This is a genomic window from Pseudarthrobacter sp. BRE9 (assembly GCF_031844305.1).
Lineage (GTDB): Bacteria > Actinomycetota > Actinomycetes > Actinomycetales > Micrococcaceae > Arthrobacter.
Map to the genome: position 1 here is coordinate 92,935 of NZ_JAUZUY010000008.1, position 15,641 is coordinate 108,575.

At 63.6% G+C, this 15,641-nt stretch carries 14 protein-coding genes; 8 read left to right on the forward strand and 6 right to left on the reverse strand.

Annotation, left to right across the window (positions count from 1 at the left end):
• Positions 1-250: 250 nt before the first annotated feature.
• The gene (locus tag Q9R31_RS14905; protein WP_311263491.1) at positions 251-910 is read right to left on the reverse strand and encodes a glycoside hydrolase family 16 protein; all 660 of its coding nucleotides are present in this window, start codon (positions 908-910) and stop codon (positions 251-253) included.
• A 312-nt stretch (positions 911-1,222) separates the two neighbouring features.
• Between Q9R31_RS14905 and rpsF the strand changes: the two genes are divergently transcribed.
• The 7 genes from rpsF to Q9R31_RS14940 all read left to right on the forward strand — a co-directional run bounded on the left by rpsF (position 1,223) and on the right by Q9R31_RS14940 (position 6,278).
• The gene (gene rpsF / locus Q9R31_RS14910; protein WP_015939036.1) at positions 1,223-1,528 is read left to right on the forward strand and encodes a 30S ribosomal protein S6; all 306 of its coding nucleotides are present in this window, start codon (positions 1,223-1,225) and stop codon (positions 1,526-1,528) included.
• 73 nt (positions 1,529-1,601) lie between these two features.
• A complete protein-coding gene (locus Q9R31_RS14915; RefSeq protein ID WP_056335900.1) occupies positions 1,602-2,177 on the forward strand; it encodes a single-stranded DNA-binding protein in 576 nt (191 codons plus the stop codon).
• A gap of 125 nt (positions 2,178-2,302) precedes the next feature.
• The gene (gene rpsR / locus Q9R31_RS14920; RefSeq protein WP_003800144.1) at positions 2,303-2,542 is read left to right on the forward strand and encodes a 30S ribosomal protein S18; all 240 of its coding nucleotides are present in this window, start codon (positions 2,303-2,305) and stop codon (positions 2,540-2,542) included.
• Between the two features lie 17 nt (positions 2,543-2,559).
• A complete protein-coding gene (gene rplI / locus Q9R31_RS14925) occupies positions 2,560-3,012 on the forward strand; it encodes a 50S ribosomal protein L9 (RefSeq protein WP_018769834.1) in 453 nt (150 codons plus the stop codon).
• A 79-nt stretch (positions 3,013-3,091) separates the two neighbouring features.
• The gene (locus Q9R31_RS14930; RefSeq protein WP_311263492.1) at positions 3,092-3,940 is read left to right on the forward strand and encodes a PhzF family phenazine biosynthesis protein; all 849 of its coding nucleotides are present in this window, start codon (positions 3,092-3,094) and stop codon (positions 3,938-3,940) included.
• Between the two features lie 106 nt (positions 3,941-4,046).
• The gene (locus Q9R31_RS14935; RefSeq protein ID WP_311263493.1) at positions 4,047-4,673 is read left to right on the forward strand and encodes an FMN reductase; all 627 of its coding nucleotides are present in this window, start codon (positions 4,047-4,049) and stop codon (positions 4,671-4,673) included.
• A 303-nt stretch (positions 4,674-4,976) separates the two neighbouring features.
• The gene (locus tag Q9R31_RS14940) at positions 4,977-6,278 is read left to right on the forward strand and encodes a hypothetical protein (protein ID WP_311263494.1); all 1,302 of its coding nucleotides are present in this window, start codon (positions 4,977-4,979) and stop codon (positions 6,276-6,278) included.
• A gap of 141 nt (positions 6,279-6,419) precedes the next feature.
• On the opposite strand, the gene Q9R31_RS14945 is transcribed toward Q9R31_RS14940, so the two are convergent.
• Both Q9R31_RS14945 and Q9R31_RS14950 read right to left on the reverse strand, forming a co-directional pair.
• Positions 6,420-6,989: a hypothetical protein gene (locus tag Q9R31_RS14945; RefSeq protein ID WP_311263495.1), complete on the reverse strand. Its 570-nt coding sequence runs from the start codon at positions 6,987-6,989 to the stop codon at positions 6,420-6,422.
• Between the two features lie 2 nt (positions 6,990-6,991).
• Positions 6,992-7,264 carry a hypothetical protein gene (locus Q9R31_RS14950; RefSeq protein WP_311263496.1) on the reverse strand — a complete coding sequence of 91 codons (273 nt, stop codon included), beginning with the start codon at positions 7,262-7,264 and terminating at the stop codon, positions 6,992-6,994.
• Between the two features lie 642 nt (positions 7,265-7,906).
• On the opposite strand from Q9R31_RS14950, the gene dnaB reads away from it, so the two are divergent.
• Positions 7,907-9,289, forward strand: coding sequence for a replicative DNA helicase (gene dnaB / locus Q9R31_RS14955; protein ID WP_142029535.1), 1,383 nt, complete (start codon positions 7,907-7,909; stop codon positions 9,287-9,289).
• 1 nt (position 9,290) lies between these two features.
• Here the strand turns inward: dnaB and Q9R31_RS14960 are convergent, their stop codons facing one another.
• The 3 genes from Q9R31_RS14960 to Q9R31_RS14970 all read right to left on the reverse strand — a co-directional run bounded on the left by Q9R31_RS14960 (position 9,291) and on the right by Q9R31_RS14970 (position 15,542).
• On the reverse strand, positions 9,291-10,262 hold the full coding sequence (locus Q9R31_RS14960; RefSeq protein ID WP_311263497.1) for a hotdog domain-containing protein: 972 nt from the start codon (positions 10,260-10,262) through the stop codon (positions 9,291-9,293).
• Positions 10,263-10,361: 99 nt separating this feature from the next.
• A complete protein-coding gene (locus Q9R31_RS14965; RefSeq protein WP_311263498.1) occupies positions 10,362-14,753 on the reverse strand; it encodes a fibronectin type III domain-containing protein in 4,392 nt (1,463 codons plus the stop codon).
• A gap of 357 nt (positions 14,754-15,110) precedes the next feature.
• Positions 15,111-15,542 (reverse strand): DoxX family protein, encoded by a 432-nt coding sequence (locus Q9R31_RS14970; RefSeq protein ID WP_311263500.1) that lies wholly within the window; start codon positions 15,540-15,542, stop codon positions 15,111-15,113.
• Positions 15,543-15,641 lie beyond the last annotated feature (99 nt).

Genomic DNA, 15,641 nt, shown 5'->3' on the forward strand with positions numbered 1-15,641 from the left:
TCGGCCGAATACAGCTCCGGCCCGGGCCAATCCACCCAGTGCCCGTAGACGGATTCGAAACCCCCGGCCGTGAAACTCCGCCGGCAGATTCGAGCGTAGGTGAGGGCGGCCAGGTAAACACCGGTAGTGAGTACTCGCCTTTTATACCGCCTCCTACGTGGGGAATGACGGGCTTTCGGCAGGGCTGGGGGTGGAGGGGCAGACCTGAGTGCCGCGTTAAGTACGTTGGGGGTTTATCGCGTTCAGCCCGTCAGGTAGAGGGGGTACCTTGGGCATAGACGCGAATCCAGTCCACCCGCATCTCGCCGGCGCCGTTGGGACTGCTGTCCGGAAACCAGTCCAGTTGCAGCGTCTGGTGCATTGAACCCGGAGGCTGGTGGGCGGGATCATTGTCCTCAAACCACTGCACCCCATCGATGTAGCCGACGATCCCGCGGGGAGACCAGTCAACGGCATAGTTGTGGAACTGCGTAACGTCCACGGGCTTGGATACAGACGTCTTTGAGTTCGAACAGCCATAGTGGTGGAAGAAACCGGCCCGGTTCCAGTCACCGCTCGTCTCCGCGTAATCGACCTCACCATCACAGGGCCAGTCACCACTGTCGGGCCACAGGATGGATACCAGGTGGTATTCATCGTCCCCGGAACCGGCTGCGCGGACCTCCCAGCGGCCGTACTGCTGGAGCCCGAACCTGGCGCTCATTCCGGCGGTTGTCCCGTCCGAGGTTCCGGTGATGACCATTTTGGAACCATCCACAATGACTTGACCGGGACTGCGGATGCCATTTCCTGCGTGCCCGTCACCGTCATACACGGACCACTTGGCGGCGTCCGGTGCGCCCGTATAGTCGAACTCGTCGCCGGCGATCGGCGTGCCCCAGTTCAGCTTTGCCGCGGCAGAGTCTGTCATCGGCTGGGCTGAAGTAGGCGAACAGCCGGACAAGAACAGGGCCGCCATCCCGCAGGCCATCAAGGGTCGACGCATATGACAGATGATAGGCCGGGTTTTCCACATAGCCCATGAATGGACTGCCCGGGCTGCACCACGCCACTAGCCTTGAGTCAAGCGCGAATCGCCTATCGGGTCCAAATGCACTAGGATATTGAAGTCTGTGCTGCGTCCTGCCTCCGTTCCGGGGCAAGGGCATTGCATGGCATCGCAAATGAACCTCCTGTTACGGAAATGCCGTAACCGCTTAGCCCAAAGGAGGTGGGTTCACATATGCGTCCTTACGAATTGATGGTAATCATCGACCCCGAGGTCGAAGAGCGTACCGTTGAGCCGTCGCTTCAGAAGTTCCTGAACGTCATCACCAACGATGGTGGAACCATCGAAAAGGTTGACATCTGGGGCCGTCGCCGTCTGGCTTACGACATCAAGAAGAAGTCCGAAGGTATCTACGCCGTGGTGAACTTCACCGCCAAGCCGGAAACCGCCAAGGAACTTGATCGCCAGCTGTCTCTTAACGAGACCATCATGCGCACCAAGATCACCCGCCCCGAAGAGCAGAAGGTTGTTGCTGAGTAATTCAGCACCCCTCTTCATTCTTTACCCCGCAGGACACGAACTCTTCACCCAGGATCGAACAAGGAGGCAGTAGATGGCAGGCGAGACCACCATTACGGTCATCGGTAACCTCACCAATGACCCGGAATTGCGGTTCACACCGTCCGGTTCGGCAGTAGCGAACTTCACCATCGCTTCCACCCCCCGCACCTTTGATCGCCAGTCAAACGAGTGGAAGGACGGGGAGACCCTGTTCCTCCGCGCCGCTGTCTGGCGTGAAGCAGCCGAAAACGTTGCCGAGTCCCTGACCAAGGGTATGCGCGTCATCGTTACCGGCCGCCTGAAGAGCCGTTCCTACGAAACCAAAGAAGGCGAAAAGCGCACCGTTATCGAGCTTGAGGTCGACGAAATCGGCCCCAGCCTGCGCTACGCCAACGCCAAGGTCAACCGCACCCAGCGCTCCGGCGGACAGGGCGGCGGCGGCTTCGGCGGCGGCAACAGCGGCGGTGGCTTCGGCGGCGGCAACTCTGGTGGAAACCAGGGCGGCAACGCCGGTGGAGGCTGGGGCGGCGGCAACCAGCAGGCTGCACAGGACGATCCCTGGGCTACGCCCGGCGTGTCCAACGCAGGCGGCTGGGGCAATGGCCCCGATTCCGAACCTCCCTTCTAAAACCCAAACAACGGCCCGGCGCGGTGCTGCCGGGGTGCCGAAAGGCACCCAAGGTGCTGCCGCCGTCGGACCACCACCATCCCGTGGATCAATATCCACGGGCTCCCTAGAATAGGAGCTCCACGATGGCTAAGGCTGAACTCCGTAAGCCCAAACCAAAGTCCAACCCCTTGAAGGCCGCTGACATCACTGTCATCGACTACAAGGACGTAGCATTGCTGCGCAAGTTCATCTCCGACCGCGGAAAGATCCGCGCCCGTCGCGTCACTGGCGTTACGGTGCAGGAACAGCGCAAGATCGCCCAGGCAATCAAGAACGCCCGCGAAGTTGCTCTGCTGCCTTACTCCGGCGCTGGCCGCGGCTAAGGAAGGGATTAACTAACATGGCAAAGCTCATTCTGACCCACGAAGTAACCGGTCTCGGTGCTGCTGGCGATGTTGTCGAGGTCAAGGACGGTTACGCACGTAACTACCTGCTCCCCCGCAACTTCGCCCTGACCTGGTCGAAGGGTGGCGAGAAGCAGGTTGAGTCCATCAAGGCTGCCCGCGCTGCCCGCGAGCACGCTTCCCTGGAAGATGCTCAGAAGCAGGCCGCTGCACTGTCCGCCAAGCCGGTCAAGCTGGTCGTGAAGGCCGGCGAGTCCGGCCGTCTGTTCGGCACCGTCAAGCAGGGCGACGTTGCCGACGCTGTTGAGGCCGCCGGCCTTGGCAAGATCGACAAGCGCAAGGTTGAACTGCCCGCCCACATCAAGTCGGTTGGTTCCTACCAGGCCAACGTCCGCCTCCACGCTGACGTTGCTGCCGTGATCGAACTCGACGTGGTTGCAGGTAAGTAATCCTCAACTGCATCAGGAGACCCCCGTTGCCGGATTCCGGCGGCGGGGGTCTTTCGTTGTCCGGTGGTAGCCTGCTCCGGTGAACCCAACACCGCGCAGCCGCCCCTTCCACCAAGTGGATGTTTTCGCCAGCCAGGCCTACCGCGGGAACCCGCTCGCCGTCGTGCTTGATGCCCAGGGACTGGATACGGCAACGATGCAGCACTTCGCCAACTGGACCAACCTCTCCGAAACCACATTTCTCCTGCCCCCTGAGGATCCCCGCGCCGATTACCGGGTCCGAATCTTCACCGGCATCGAGGAGTTTCCGTTCGCAGGCCATCCCACGCTGGGCTCGGCCCATGCCTGGCTGCAGGCCGGGGGAGTGCCCCAGTCTGACGGCCAGGTGGTGCAGGAGTGCGCTGCGGGGCTGGTCCGCGTAAAGCGCGACGGCGGGATGCTGGCTTTCGCCGCACCGCCCCTGACGCGCTTCGGCCCGGTGGATCCGGCTGTGCGCCGGCAACTGGCCGCGGCGCTTCGGTTGCCTGCTTCCGACATTGTTGATGCGTCCTGGCTGGTGAACGGCCCTGAATGGATCGGTGTCCTGCTGGAATCGGCTGCGCAGGTGCTGGCTCTCCAACCGGACCAGGAGGCGATGGGTGACCTGAAGATCGGCGTCATCGGACCCCACGCGCCGGGTGCTGGCTCGGACTTCGAGGTTCGCACGTTCCTGCCCGGCGATGCTATGGCGGAAGATCCGGTCACTGGCAGCTTCAACGCCGGCGCCGCCCAGTGGCTCATTGGAAGCGGCAGGGCGCCGGGGGAGTACGTGGCCTCGCAGGGAATTGTCCTGGGCCGGGACGGGCGCATCCACGTCAGTGCCGATGGCGGGGACATCTGGGTTGGCGGTCACTCCACGACCTGCATCCAGGGAACCGTCCTGCTCTGATCCAGCAGCCTGGAGCCGGGTGTGGGAATACTTCCGGACCGGCAGCAGTTCAGAGGTATAGATGCAAATGCATGTATGCCGATGAACCGAGCACCAGGAGAATGCCATGGAAAGCCGCCGTATCACCGTCCTATCCGCAGGGCTGGGCGTACCCTCATCCAGCCGCCTGCTGGCCGACCAGCTCTCGGCAGCGGCCGAGCAGCAGCTCAGGGCAAGCGGCTACGAGGTGACCGTGGACGTCGTCGAACTCCGGGACCTGGCCGTGGATATCGCCAACAACTTCGTCACCGGATATGCCGGACCACGGCTGGCGGAGGTCATAGCCGGCGTAGACGCCTCGGACGGCATTATTGCCGTGACTCCGGTCTTCAGCGCCTCGTACAGCGGGCTCTTCAAATCCTTCATCGACGTCCTGGACCCCAAGTCACTGGATGGGAAGGCGGTCCTGCTCGGTGCCACCGGTGGCACGGACCGGCACCAGATGGTCCTGGACTACGCGCTGCGGCCGCTGTTCAGCTACCTGCGCACCCGTATCGCTGCAACCGGTGTCTTCGCTGGACCCCAGGACTGGGGAACCGCCGAAGAAGGCGGGACGTCACTTGCTGACCGCATCGAGCGCGCTGCCGGCGAGCTCACCCGGCTGCTTGAGGGGCCACAACCGGGCCGGAAGTCGGCCCCGCTGGAGTCCCTTCCGTTCGAGCAGCTGCTGGCAGGCATATCCGGGAACCGCTGACAGGCGGACGACGCCGTGTCCAGGCCGGCGCCCTGGCGGCGGTGCGGGCGGCATGGAGGTGCTGCCAGACCCTGTGGCTTCGGGGGTTAGGGGCTCGCGGCCGCGGGGTTTAGGGGGCGGTCTGGGATTGTTTTTGATGCCTCCACCGCCAACACTGAGCAATCTGGGGGTTGACTGATAATTCAACACCGGGGAGTGAAGTTGATGGACCATTCAACATCCAAAATGGATGTGCATGATCGGGGTCCCAGGAGTACCTGGCCTTTTTTTAGATGGGGGCCTGCCTGCCCTGAGGGCCCCCGGATGCGTCGGTCGCGCCTGGGGTTTCCCGCACTGCTGACGGCGCTGCTGGTTGTGCTTGCCGGGCTGGTGGCGCCCGTGGCCGCCTCCGCGGCTACCGGTGACGTGGGAACGGAAGGCCCGTCGCACTCAGGGACGGGGACGCCGACTGGTACCAAGCGGCAAACGAATTCATTGTGGTTCAACGACGGGATCTGGTGGGGGAACCTGTGGGACGCGGGCAGTTCCAGTTTCCGCATTTTCCGGTTCAATGCCTCGACAAAGTCGTGGACGAGCACGGGTGTAGTGACGGAGTCCCGGGCGAATACCCATCATGACGTGCTGTGGGACGGGAAGACCTTGTATGTCGCGAGCTTCCGATTCGTCAACGACGGCCTGCCGGCCGAACCGAACTTCCCCACCACCATGCGGCGGTACAGCTACAACTCGAGCACCAAGACGTACACAAGCCTGGGATCGAGCCAGATCAACAACCAAAAGATCGAGACCATCTCCATAGATAAGGAGCCGTCAGGCCGCGTCTGGGCCACGTGGCAGCAGGGGAACCGGATTTACATGAACGTCACTGGCACGGATGGCGCCACATGGGGAACCCCGTTCGCCCATCCGGCGTCGTTGAGTAATGTGTCTGTGGACGATAACTCGGCGGTAATCGCCTATGGCGGTAACAAGATCGGCGTGATGTGGAGCAGGCAGGTGGGGGACTCCACTGACGGCATGTACTGGAGCTACCATGTGGACGGAGCGTCCAAAACCACCTGGTCCACTCCAGTTGCGGCGGTGAAGGGGCAGCGGAGCGGTGACGACCACATGAACCTGAAGTGGCTGGATGCTTCGTCGGATAAGGTTTTTGCTGCAATCAAAACCTCGTACACGTCGCCATCCCAGCCGCTGATCCAGCTGCTGTCCTTGAACACATCGACTTCGACCTGGTCTGCGAGCACGATCGCAACCGTGGCTGAGTGCCCAAACCGGGTGATCGTCATGATCGACGAGGCCGCGCAAAAGGTGCGTACCTTCGCGACCTATCCGAAGCCGGGCGGCACGACGAACGCGGGTGTCTGCACCAGTTCGGGGGGTGCGATCTACGAGAAATCCACACCGCTGAACGACATTAAATTCACCACGACGAAGACGGCCCGGATCGTGGACGCCGACCAGTATGTCCACAACGTGACGTCGACGAAGCAAAATGTCAACAGCTCGGCGCGGGGCACGGCCAACAGCGGTCTACTGGTGCTCGCTGATGTGAACACCACAAACCGGTACTGGTCCTATTACGATTCCACGGGCGGTGCCGGGTAGGGCAGCGCCCCCCCAGCCCGTCTTTGCCCTGACCCAGGTTACGGCAGGAACAGGACAGGTACGGCCGGGACTTGCATCCGCAAGGATGGTCCCGGCCGTACCTCATGTTTACCGGACACGCTCAGGGCCAAGTGCCGGATATCAATCGTCCAGCAGCTCGATGAACTCCCGCGCCTGCTTCAGGGTAATGTCCGAGTGCCTCGTCAATGCATTGGCCGCGGCTTCCGTGTCCCCACTGCGCGCCAGCGTACGGATCCTGCCGTAGATTTCGTCGTTGAGCATGTTGCTGCTGACTTCCCGGGTCACATCGCCCTTGCTAGCGATCGCCCGGTAGCGGTAAGGGAAACGCTGCGGTTCGTCGTCGTCATCATCAGGGGCCGCCGGGTCGGCCGCCGGAGTCCGGTAGGGCTGGGGGTGGGCCGCCAGCGCACCCACTGCATCACGGGACGCCCGCAGACCTTCTCCCGAAACCTCGTAGTACAGCTTGATCGCAGCCATTGCCTGCCCCTGGGCAATCAAGGCATAAAGCCTGCGATGTTCCTCTTCCGAAAGCTTGGCGGCGGCCGTCCGAGCCAATTCCGCGGGAGTGGGGGCGGGCCGGGCCGGTTCGGCGATGCGGGCTGCCTTCCGCCTGCCGATGGCGCGGATGGCCAGTGTTACTCCGGCTACCACTGCGAGGAGGATAAGGGCCGGGGCCACAAGGGGTTCCATGTCTAACGCCGTTCTATATTCTTCCTGGCAGCAGCCAGGTCCGATGATGCCTGGGCGTTCTGGCTGGGTCTGGTGCTCCGCTCGAGCTGGGCGCGTGCGGCCGTGGCCGCCTCAACCTGGGCTGCGTAGTGCCGGGCGGAGCGCTCGGCGAGTTCCCGCTGGTACTTTTCGGCCTCCGACGTCCCCGCATCGCGCGGCCGCAGGGCAGTGGCAATGCCCCACATGACCGCCACCAAGACTATCGCCGGCAACAGCACCAGCAGTAGATCGCCCATACATAGAGCCTAATCCAGATCGCGGTTATCCACAGCAATATTCACTGCTTCGCATACAGTGCTGACGGGCGCCGGTCAGACGTCCCGCCAGGAATATGAGGAGCGCCACTTCCTTGTCCAGACCTTCCCTGCTGCGCCGTCAGCCTGCTTCCTGCCGGTACTCTCCCCCAGGACCTGTGGATGAAATTCCTCGGAAGAAATATTTACTCCACATGCTTGTCGGAGTGTTTCCGCAGGTCACAGGCGGTATAGCCCTCAAAAAAATTTGATATCCACAGACTTCCCCACAGACTGTGCACAAGGTATGCCCCGTACTGCACAGGTTATCCACAGCAGGTGCGGCATGCTGGCTTTGCGGCTGGGGCCACGGCAGTTAGCGTAGCGGGGTACCTGTTCTCCACGACCCAAACAGAGCGTGCCTGCTGGGGTTTGGAGCCCGGTGAACCGCCTCCCATGTGTCTCTGTGGAAAAGCTGTGGACAGTGGGGATAACTCCGGTTGGAGCCGGCGCGTGGATTTCACTGGAGCTTCAATGTCAGGGCCTGCGGGTAGACCTGGACAGGTGGCGGAGCCGGTTATCGGCTGCCGCGAACAGGATGGATCGCCGGGCCGGCAGGCCCGGCACAAATGGAGGACGGCAGCTTTGTCAATCGCGCATCTGGACCCTGTCGAGACAACCCGTGGATCGGACGCAAGCCGGAAGCCTCCCCAGGACATCGCGGCCGAACAGTCGGTTCTGGGCGGCATGATGCTGTCCAAGGACGCCATCGCGGACGTGGTTGAGATTCTCCGCGGACAGGACTTCTACCGGCCGGCGCACGAGACCATCTATGAGGCCATCATCGACCTCTACGGCCGCGGTGAGCCCGCGGATGCCGTCACCGTGTCCGATGAGCTGACCAAGCGCGCGGAGATCAACAGGATCGGCGGCCCTGCCTACCTGCACGAACTGATCCAGACCGTGCCCACCGCAGCCAACGCCGGCTACTACGCCGAGATCGTGGCGGAACGGGCGGTACTTCGCCGGCTGGTGAATGCCGGAACCAAGATCGTCCAGCTGGGCTATGGCTCGGACGGCGAGGTGGAGGACCTGGTCAACCAGGCGCAGGCGGAGGTTTACGCCGTCGCGGAGCGCCGCACCGCGGAGGACTACGTGGTGCTGAAGGACGTCATGGAGTCCACCGTGGACGAAATCGAGGCGTCCGGCCACCGCGGAGAGGGCATGACGGGTGTCCCCACCGGGTTCTACGAACTCGACGAGCTCACCCACGGGCTCCACCCGGGCCAGATGATCGTCATCGCGGCCCGCCCCGCCGTTGGTAAGTCGACGTTCGCCCTGGACTTCGCCCGCTCTGCCGCCATTAAGAACAACCTCTCCACAGTCATGTTCTCCCTGGAAATGGGCCGCAACGAGATCGCCATGCGCCTGCTGTCCGCCGAAGCCACCATTGGCCTCCAGGACCTGCGCAAGGGAACCATCAAGGACGAACAGTGGTCCAAGATCGCCACCACCATGGGCCGGATGAATGATGCCCCATTGTTCATCGACGACAGCCCCAACATGTCACTGATGGAAATCCGCGCCAAGTGCCGCCGCCTGAAGCAGCAGCACGATCTTAAGCTGGTCATCCTGGACTACCTGCAGCTCATGAGCTCCGGAAAGAAAGTGGAGTCCCGCCAGCAGGAAGTCTCCGAATTTTCGCGTGCCCTCAAGCTGCTGGCCAAGGAACTCCAGGTCCCCGTGATTGCCCTGTCACAGCTGAACCGTGGATCGGAACAGCGGCAGGACAAGCGGCCCATGGTGTCCGACCTCCGCGAGTCCGGCTCCATCGAGCAGGACGCCGACATGGTCATCCTGCTTCACCGCGAGGACGTCTATGACAAGGAATCACCCCGTGCCGGGGAAGCGGACATCCTGGTGGCCAAGCACCGTAACGGTCCCACCAAGGACATTGTGGTGGCCTTCCAGGGCCACTACTCCCGCTTCGCCAACATGGCCGGTGACACCGGGGGCGGCGGCTTCTAGGTCAGCCCTGCGTGAGCAGGTGGTTCGGCAGGCGGTTGCCCGGCGCGGTACCCCGGATCTCCAGGAGTTCGCGCGCATGGGCGTGAAGCCGCTTGTCCTCCTCGGTGACCGGCACCCAGGCCGGGACAGGTACTGAGTTGCCCTCGTCGTCCCGCGCCACCATCACGGTAAGGCAGTACGTGGTGAGGGCCAGTTCACGGCCTTTCGGGTCGCCCGAACGGACGTGGACGGCGATGTGCATACCCTTGGTCCCGGTGTAAACCAGCCGGGCCTCCACCTCCACCACGTGGCCAATGAGCAGCGGGCGGTAGAAGCGCACACCACCGGAGAAGACCGCCACGGTATCCATGCCGCAGTAGCGTGACGCGCACACATACGCGGCCTCATCAATCCACTTCATGACAATGCCGCCGTGGACCTTGCCGCCCCAGTTGACGTCCGTTGGAGCGGCCATGAACCTCAGCGTCACCCGTTCGGCGGTACCGGCGCCGGTATATTCCTGCCGGTTCATGGCTTCCACGATCTGTTCCCGGACCTTGATCCTGGCCAGCGCGTGGTTCCGCTGCTCGATCTCAGCAGGAGTGCCCGGTTCGAACTGCTGGACCGGGATGGGCTTGCCGTCCTCGCCGACGGCCACGAAAATCACCATGCACTGGCTGCGCATGGTGGCAGGGCCGCCTTTCGGGTCTCCCGACGAAACCACGGTGTGGATGTGCATTGAGGACCGGCCGGTGTAGACGATGGTTGCTTCCACCTCCACCATGTCGCCACTGTTCACGGGATTGGCGAAGTGGATGTTTCCCACATAGGCGGTAACGCAGTAGGACTTGGCCCAGCCCACCGCCGCGGCATAGGCGGCCTTGTCCACCCATTCAAGCACCGTGCCCGCATCTACCGAGCCGCTGTGCCCGACGTCGGTGGGGGCGGCGAGGAATCGGAGGGTCACGGAGTTGGGGCGGCCGGTCTCAGTCATGCTGCGATCTTACTGAGGCCCCCGGTTACCGGCGGGTCGGGCCTGAAACAAACTGCCCCGCCCGCCAGGCGGCGGACGGGGCAGTTGTGGTTCGTTACCCTAACGGCGGGTGTAAACGATATCCGGTTGGGCCGGCAACTCCATGCCCACCCCGATATAGAAGCCCGGGTGCGGCGGCTGGTTGTAGGCCACGTTTTCGCGGGCCACCGACTGCCGGTACACCGGATCGTGCATCAGGGTCCGGAGGCGGGTGTCCGTGGCGGCGTCCGTGGTGTAGATCCGGAGTTCTGTGCTGTCCGCGGAGGGCCAGGCAATCTCCTCCCGCCAATCCCCAAGGAGATCGGCCTGGATGGCAGGCGTTCCCTTGGTGCCGTTGTTGGATTTGGCGCCGGTGGCCGTAAGCAGCCGGTCACTGGACTGGGTTTCCCAGTTCCACTTGGCGATGCTGGGTGTTCCGCTGTTGGCTGCTGCGTCCCAGTCGTGGTCGACGATTTCGCGCAGCAGGTCACCGTCCCACCAGGCCAGGAAGTTGGCCGCCGGAATCTTTTCCGAAATCAGCTCACCCTTGACGGAGCGGAGCTGCCCCGTGGGGGAATTCCAGGCAGCGTCGCCGCCGATGGCCCAGCCTTCGGCGCCGGGGAAGCGGGGATCGATGTCATCCATCGCTCCGCGGCCGGTGTCCTTGACGGCGGGAATGCTCCAGAGCACCTCGCCGGTCCTCGAATCCCGGAAGGTGGCTCCGAGGTTCCCGCTTGCACCCATTTCCTCGTGCACCGCGAAGGTCTCCAGCCCCGGCCTTGATGGATCGAAGTCGCTCGTGTGGATGGCGTCGCCGTGGCCCAGGCCCGTGCTGTAAAGGGGCTTGCCGTTGTCGTCGATGGTCATGGAACCAAAGACGAATTCGTCCTTGCCGTCAGCATCCACGTCGAGGACGGACATGTTGTGATTGCCCTGGCCACGGTACTGGGTACCGGCGACATCCGAATCGAACGTCCAGCGCTTGCTGATCTTGCCACCCACCAGGTCGTAGGTAGCCAGCACCGCCCGGGTGTAGTAGCCGCGGCTGAACATCATGGACGGGTGCTCGCCATCGAGGTATGCAACGGCCGCGAGGAACCGGTCCACCCGGTTCCCGTAGGTGTCACCCCATGCACCGACGTCTCCGCGCGGAGGATCGTAGGCCACGGTGTCCATGATGGTACCGGTGGCTCCGTGGAATACGGTGAGGAACTCGGGTCCGCTGAGGACGTAGCCACTGCTGTTGCGGTAGTCAGCGCCGGCGTTTCCGATCACCGTTCCGGCCGCGTCCCGGGTGCCGTCGGCCGTCTTCATGGCCACCTCGGCCTTGCCGTCGCCGTCGAAGTCGTAGGCGAGCAGCTGCGTGTAGTGGGCGCCCGCGCGGATGTTCGGGCCCATGTTGATGCGCCAGAGCTTGGTGCCGTCCATCTTGTAGGCATCTACGTACACGGTTCCGGTGTAACCGGACTGTGAGTTGTCCTTGGAATTGGACGGGGACCACATCTGGAGTATCTCGTATGCCCCGTCGCCGTCCAGGTCCGCCACGCTGGCGTCCCCCGCGGAGTAGGTGTACGGCTGCCCGTCCTTGGTGTAGTCGTCGGCCGGCTTATCGAGTGGAACGGCCAGGTAGTTCCGGGACATCGGCTGGAACTCGGCGGTCAACTGGTCCCCGCCGTTGCCCACGGCTTTGATGACGTACTTGGAGGAGGCTGTTCCTGCCGTGTCCAGGAACGTGGTGCTGTTCCTGATTGGCTCGTCGGTGAGCTGGACGCCGTCCCGGATGACGTGGAAGCCCACCTGCTCCGGGTCCAGGCCCAGCATGCGCCAGCCCAGCCGTACCCCGTCGTTGGTGAGCAGGGCTACCGGTGCACGGTCCAGGTTCTCCATTTGGCGGTTCACCACGGTGACCTTCTCCGTGCCCGCGACGGGGGAGGGCGCCGACTCGCCGCCCTTATTCACCGCCGTGACCCGGTAGTAGTAGCGAATGGTGGTCAGGACGGTGAAGTCCGTGAAATTCACCTCGGTGGCGCGGCCTGCGTAGTCAAAGGGGCCGTCCGGGGAAGTGGAGCGGTACACCTGGTAGGCAGCCGCATCCTTGACTCTTTGCCATTTCAGGGTGACGCTCGTCTTTTCCACGGCTTTGACGTCAACCTTGCCCGGGGCTGCGGGTGGCGGGGTGGCAGGATCCACCAGGGCGGCTTCCAGCGTGTTGGAGGGAACCGATTCCAGGCCGGTGCCGTCGACGGCGGTAACGAAGTACTTGTATTTCAGCCCCGCGAATGCGGTGGTGTCCTGATACGTTGCGCCCTTCACGTCGGAGGCGATGAGCTGGGGTTCGGCCTCAAAGGATGCCTGCCGGAAGACCTTGTAGGAAGCCGCGTCAGGCACCGCGTCCCATGCCAGGTCCACGGCCGGCGGTTCAGCTGCCGCATTGACAGCGGTGGTGTGCAGGTTGGTGGGCCCTACGAGCAGCGGGGTCACCTCCAGCCCGTTCAACCGCTGGCCCGAGCCGCTGATGGTGAGGTTCAGCTGGCCGTCAGTGACCAGGACCTGGTTGATGATCTTCGTTGCGGAGGAAGATTTGCTGGAGGTCACCTGTCCGAACGGGGTGCCTTCGGCGGCCACGTCTGTCCTGGTGGAGCCGATCCAGTCGCTGTGGTAGGTCTTGAGCGCGTAGGTGCCGTTGGGCACGTCAAGCTGGAATTCGAAGCTGGACCCGCTGAGCACGAAGTCGCGCAGGAGGTTGCTGGTCACGGCGCCCCGGTCCCGGTCGCTGAGGCCGGAGACATCCTTGAAGCCGAATCCACGGCCGGGCGTGTAGGGCATGGTCCGGTTGACCTCGGTGTAGCCTGGCTCCACGGGCGCTCCGGCCGGGCCGAAGTCGAACTTGTACTTGGCCAGCTTTGTGGTCACTGCCAGCGGAGCGCTGGGCTCGGAGAGGCCTTTGCCGTTCATGGCGGCCACACGGATGCTGTAGGCCGTGCCCTCCGTAAGGCCTGCGAGGTTGGCGGTGGCCACCGTCGCCGTGGTGGTGAGTCTGTATTCGCTGTCCGGCTCGGTGGCGAGCTTCCGGTACACCTTGTAGATGTCTGCGCCCTCAACCGGCTGCCACTTGAGGAGCGTCCCGGCGTTGGAGATGCTGCCTGCCACCAGGCCCTGCGGCTGTGCGGGAACGGACGACGGCGGCGCGATCTCCTTGGCACGCGCGGCCAGAGGAAGATTGAGCTGCTTTACCCCGTTGGCCACCAGTCGTGCGATCTGGATGGCGCCGTACTCCTGGAAGTGCGTGTCGTCCACGGTTCCGGTGGGCCGGTTGGGGTAGATGCCGGCGTCCACGTGAAGGAACACGGATTTTGTGTCCTCTGGTCCAATGGCGTCATAGTAGGCGCGGCTTGAGGCGGACAGGTCCACCAGGGCCACGCTCTCTTCCGCTGCCAGTTCCTGCATCTTGGCGACGTACTCCGGAAAGCTGACATTGAACTTGCCCGTGGCCTCGTCGTAATCACGCCGGCCGACAGGGGTGACGAGGATGGGAACGGCGCCGCGCTGGCGTGCCCCGTGGACGTAGGTCCGCAGGTATTCCTTGTAGTCGGCGGGGGACGCGTAGCGGTCGTCCACGCCGATGGTGGCGTCGTTGTGGCCGAACTGCACCATCAGGTAGTCCCCGGGGTTGATGACGCGAAGGATCTCGTCCAGCCTGCCCTGGCTGATGAAGTTCTTGGAGCTCCGGCCACCAATGGCGTGGTTCCGGAACGTCACCGAGCTGTCGAAGTACCGGTCAATCATCTGTCCCCAGCCCGCCTGCGGAACGTACCCGGCGTCGTAAGTCTGGACAGTGGAATCTCCGGCAAGGTAGACGCCCGGGTCAGTGGTGGCCGTGCGGGGGGCCCGTGCAGCGATGACCAGCGAGTTGATCTTGGCGGCGGTGCCGCTGAAATCAAGGTTCAGCTGTCCGTCCACCAAAGAGATGGGGAATTCCATCTCCAGGTATTGGCCCGCCGGCTTGTCCGTGGCCTGGACTTTGGCCATCTTCTCGGCGGTAATGGCGATGTTGGTCGCTTCCGTTGCGTCGCCGGCAATGAGCTTGACCGTGTAGTCGCCGTTGGGCAGGTCAACCAGGAAGGTGCTGCCCTGGGCCTGGACGAAGTCGGACCGGAGGGCATCCCCCGTGCCGCGGTCAGCCCCGGAGGTGACGGTGGTGTCGGTAAAGCCGAATTTGGCTGCCGCCGAATACTGCGTGCCCGCACCGACGGCCGTGTAGCCATCGGCGGTTGCGCCTGGTCCAAAGTCGAACTTGAATCCGCTTCCCACGGGGGGCAGCGCAGTCTCCGCGTGGACGGCGGGAAGGCCTGTGAAGGCCATGGCGGCGGCGGCGGCTGCCGCCGTCAGCGCACGCACGGTGTAGGCGGTGCGGCGCCTACGGAAGGGCGGCCCTTCCGGGGGCCGGGGGATCGCTTGCGGGGGTTTGTTCACTGACATCTCCTTCGATGAGCGGCAAAGCGGTTCCCAGGAGCGGTATTGGAACGATTCAAAAGCACGTCGGCATTCCGTGTGGATCAGGGCGCGGCGAATGACGTTCCGGGAAATACCCGTTGTGGATAACTGAGACCTGGGTGCGGGTGATGCAGCTCTCACTGCAACAGTTTCTGGTCTACCAGCCCCCACGCCGCCTTGGCAAGCGTTTTCCCAACTTTCCGAAGCAGGGCAGGACGTTGTGCTGTCGAGGATGGGCCGGAAAGCCGGCCGGCCGTGGGAACCGGCCTTTAACGCGCGACGGCGGCCGGGCACCCTGGGTGTCCAGCCGCCGCCGGGAGGTTGGGGCAGGTGTTCCTAGGCCAGCACGGCCAGCCGGGAGTTGCCGCCGAAGAGGGCACGGTCCAGGGAAAGCCGGCCGGCTCCGGTAAGTGCCAGTGCGAATGCCGCCGCGGCCAGGAGCAGGACGAGTTCGTAGCCGCCGTTTGCGGCAAAGATGCCGGCGGGAGCGTGCACCAGGAAGAGGGCACCCAGCATATCCAGGGCAAGGAGGGCGGCCACCACGCGGGTGAGGATCCCCAGGACCAGGGCAACGCCGCCCGCCAGTTCCAGCACGGCGATGGCGGGTGCCATGACCTCGGCTGCCGGAACGCCCATTTTGGCGAAGGATGCCTGGGTGCCGGCGATGGTCCATTCGTTGAACTTCTGCCACCCGTGGGCTGCGAAGAGGAAGCCAAGGATGATGCGCAGGGCGGCGAGGGCGGTGGTGGTGAGTCGTGACTGGTTCATGGGTACCACTCTTCCGGACGATTGGTTGAACAGTCAACTAAATGTGACGTACTGTGTGCTTTCTCATGCCGGGCTCTTCTTGTCGGCGGTCACGGTTAA

Excerpts from the sequence above, each read along its gene's own strand:
- Q9R31_RS14950 (WP_311263496.1), bottom strand. The coding sequence starts at position 7,264 with ATGGGCGATCTACTGCTGGTGCTGTTGCCGGCGATAGTCTTGGTGGCG.
- Q9R31_RS14915 (WP_056335900.1), top strand. The coding sequence starts at position 1,602 with ATGGCAGGCGAGACCACCATTACGGTCATCGGTAACCTCACCAATGAC.
- Q9R31_RS14960 (WP_311263497.1), bottom strand. The coding sequence starts at position 10,262 with ATGACTGAGACCGGCCGCCCCAACTCCGTGACCCTCCGATTCCTCGCC.
- Q9R31_RS14945 (WP_311263495.1), bottom strand. The coding sequence starts at position 6,989 with ATGGAACCCCTTGTGGCCCCGGCCCTTATCCTCCTCGCAGTGGTAGCC.
- Q9R31_RS14905 (WP_311263491.1), bottom strand. The coding sequence starts at position 910 with ATGACAGACTCTGCCGCGGCAAAGCTGAACTGGGGCACGCCGATCGCC.
- Q9R31_RS14940 (WP_311263494.1), top strand. The coding sequence starts at position 4,977 with ATGCGTCGGTCGCGCCTGGGGTTTCCCGCACTGCTGACGGCGCTGCTG.
- Q9R31_RS14935 (WP_311263493.1), top strand. The coding sequence starts at position 4,047 with ATGGAAAGCCGCCGTATCACCGTCCTATCCGCAGGGCTGGGCGTACCC.
- Q9R31_RS14970 (WP_311263500.1), bottom strand. The coding sequence starts at position 15,542 with ATGAACCAGTCACGACTCACCACCACCGCCCTCGCCGCCCTGCGCATC.
- rplI (WP_018769834.1), top strand. The coding sequence starts at position 2,560 with ATGGCAAAGCTCATTCTGACCCACGAAGTAACCGGTCTCGGTGCTGCT.
- rpsF (WP_015939036.1), top strand. The coding sequence starts at position 1,223 with ATGCGTCCTTACGAATTGATGGTAATCATCGACCCCGAGGTCGAAGAG.
- rpsR (WP_003800144.1), top strand. The coding sequence starts at position 2,303 with ATGGCTAAGGCTGAACTCCGTAAGCCCAAACCAAAGTCCAACCCCTTG.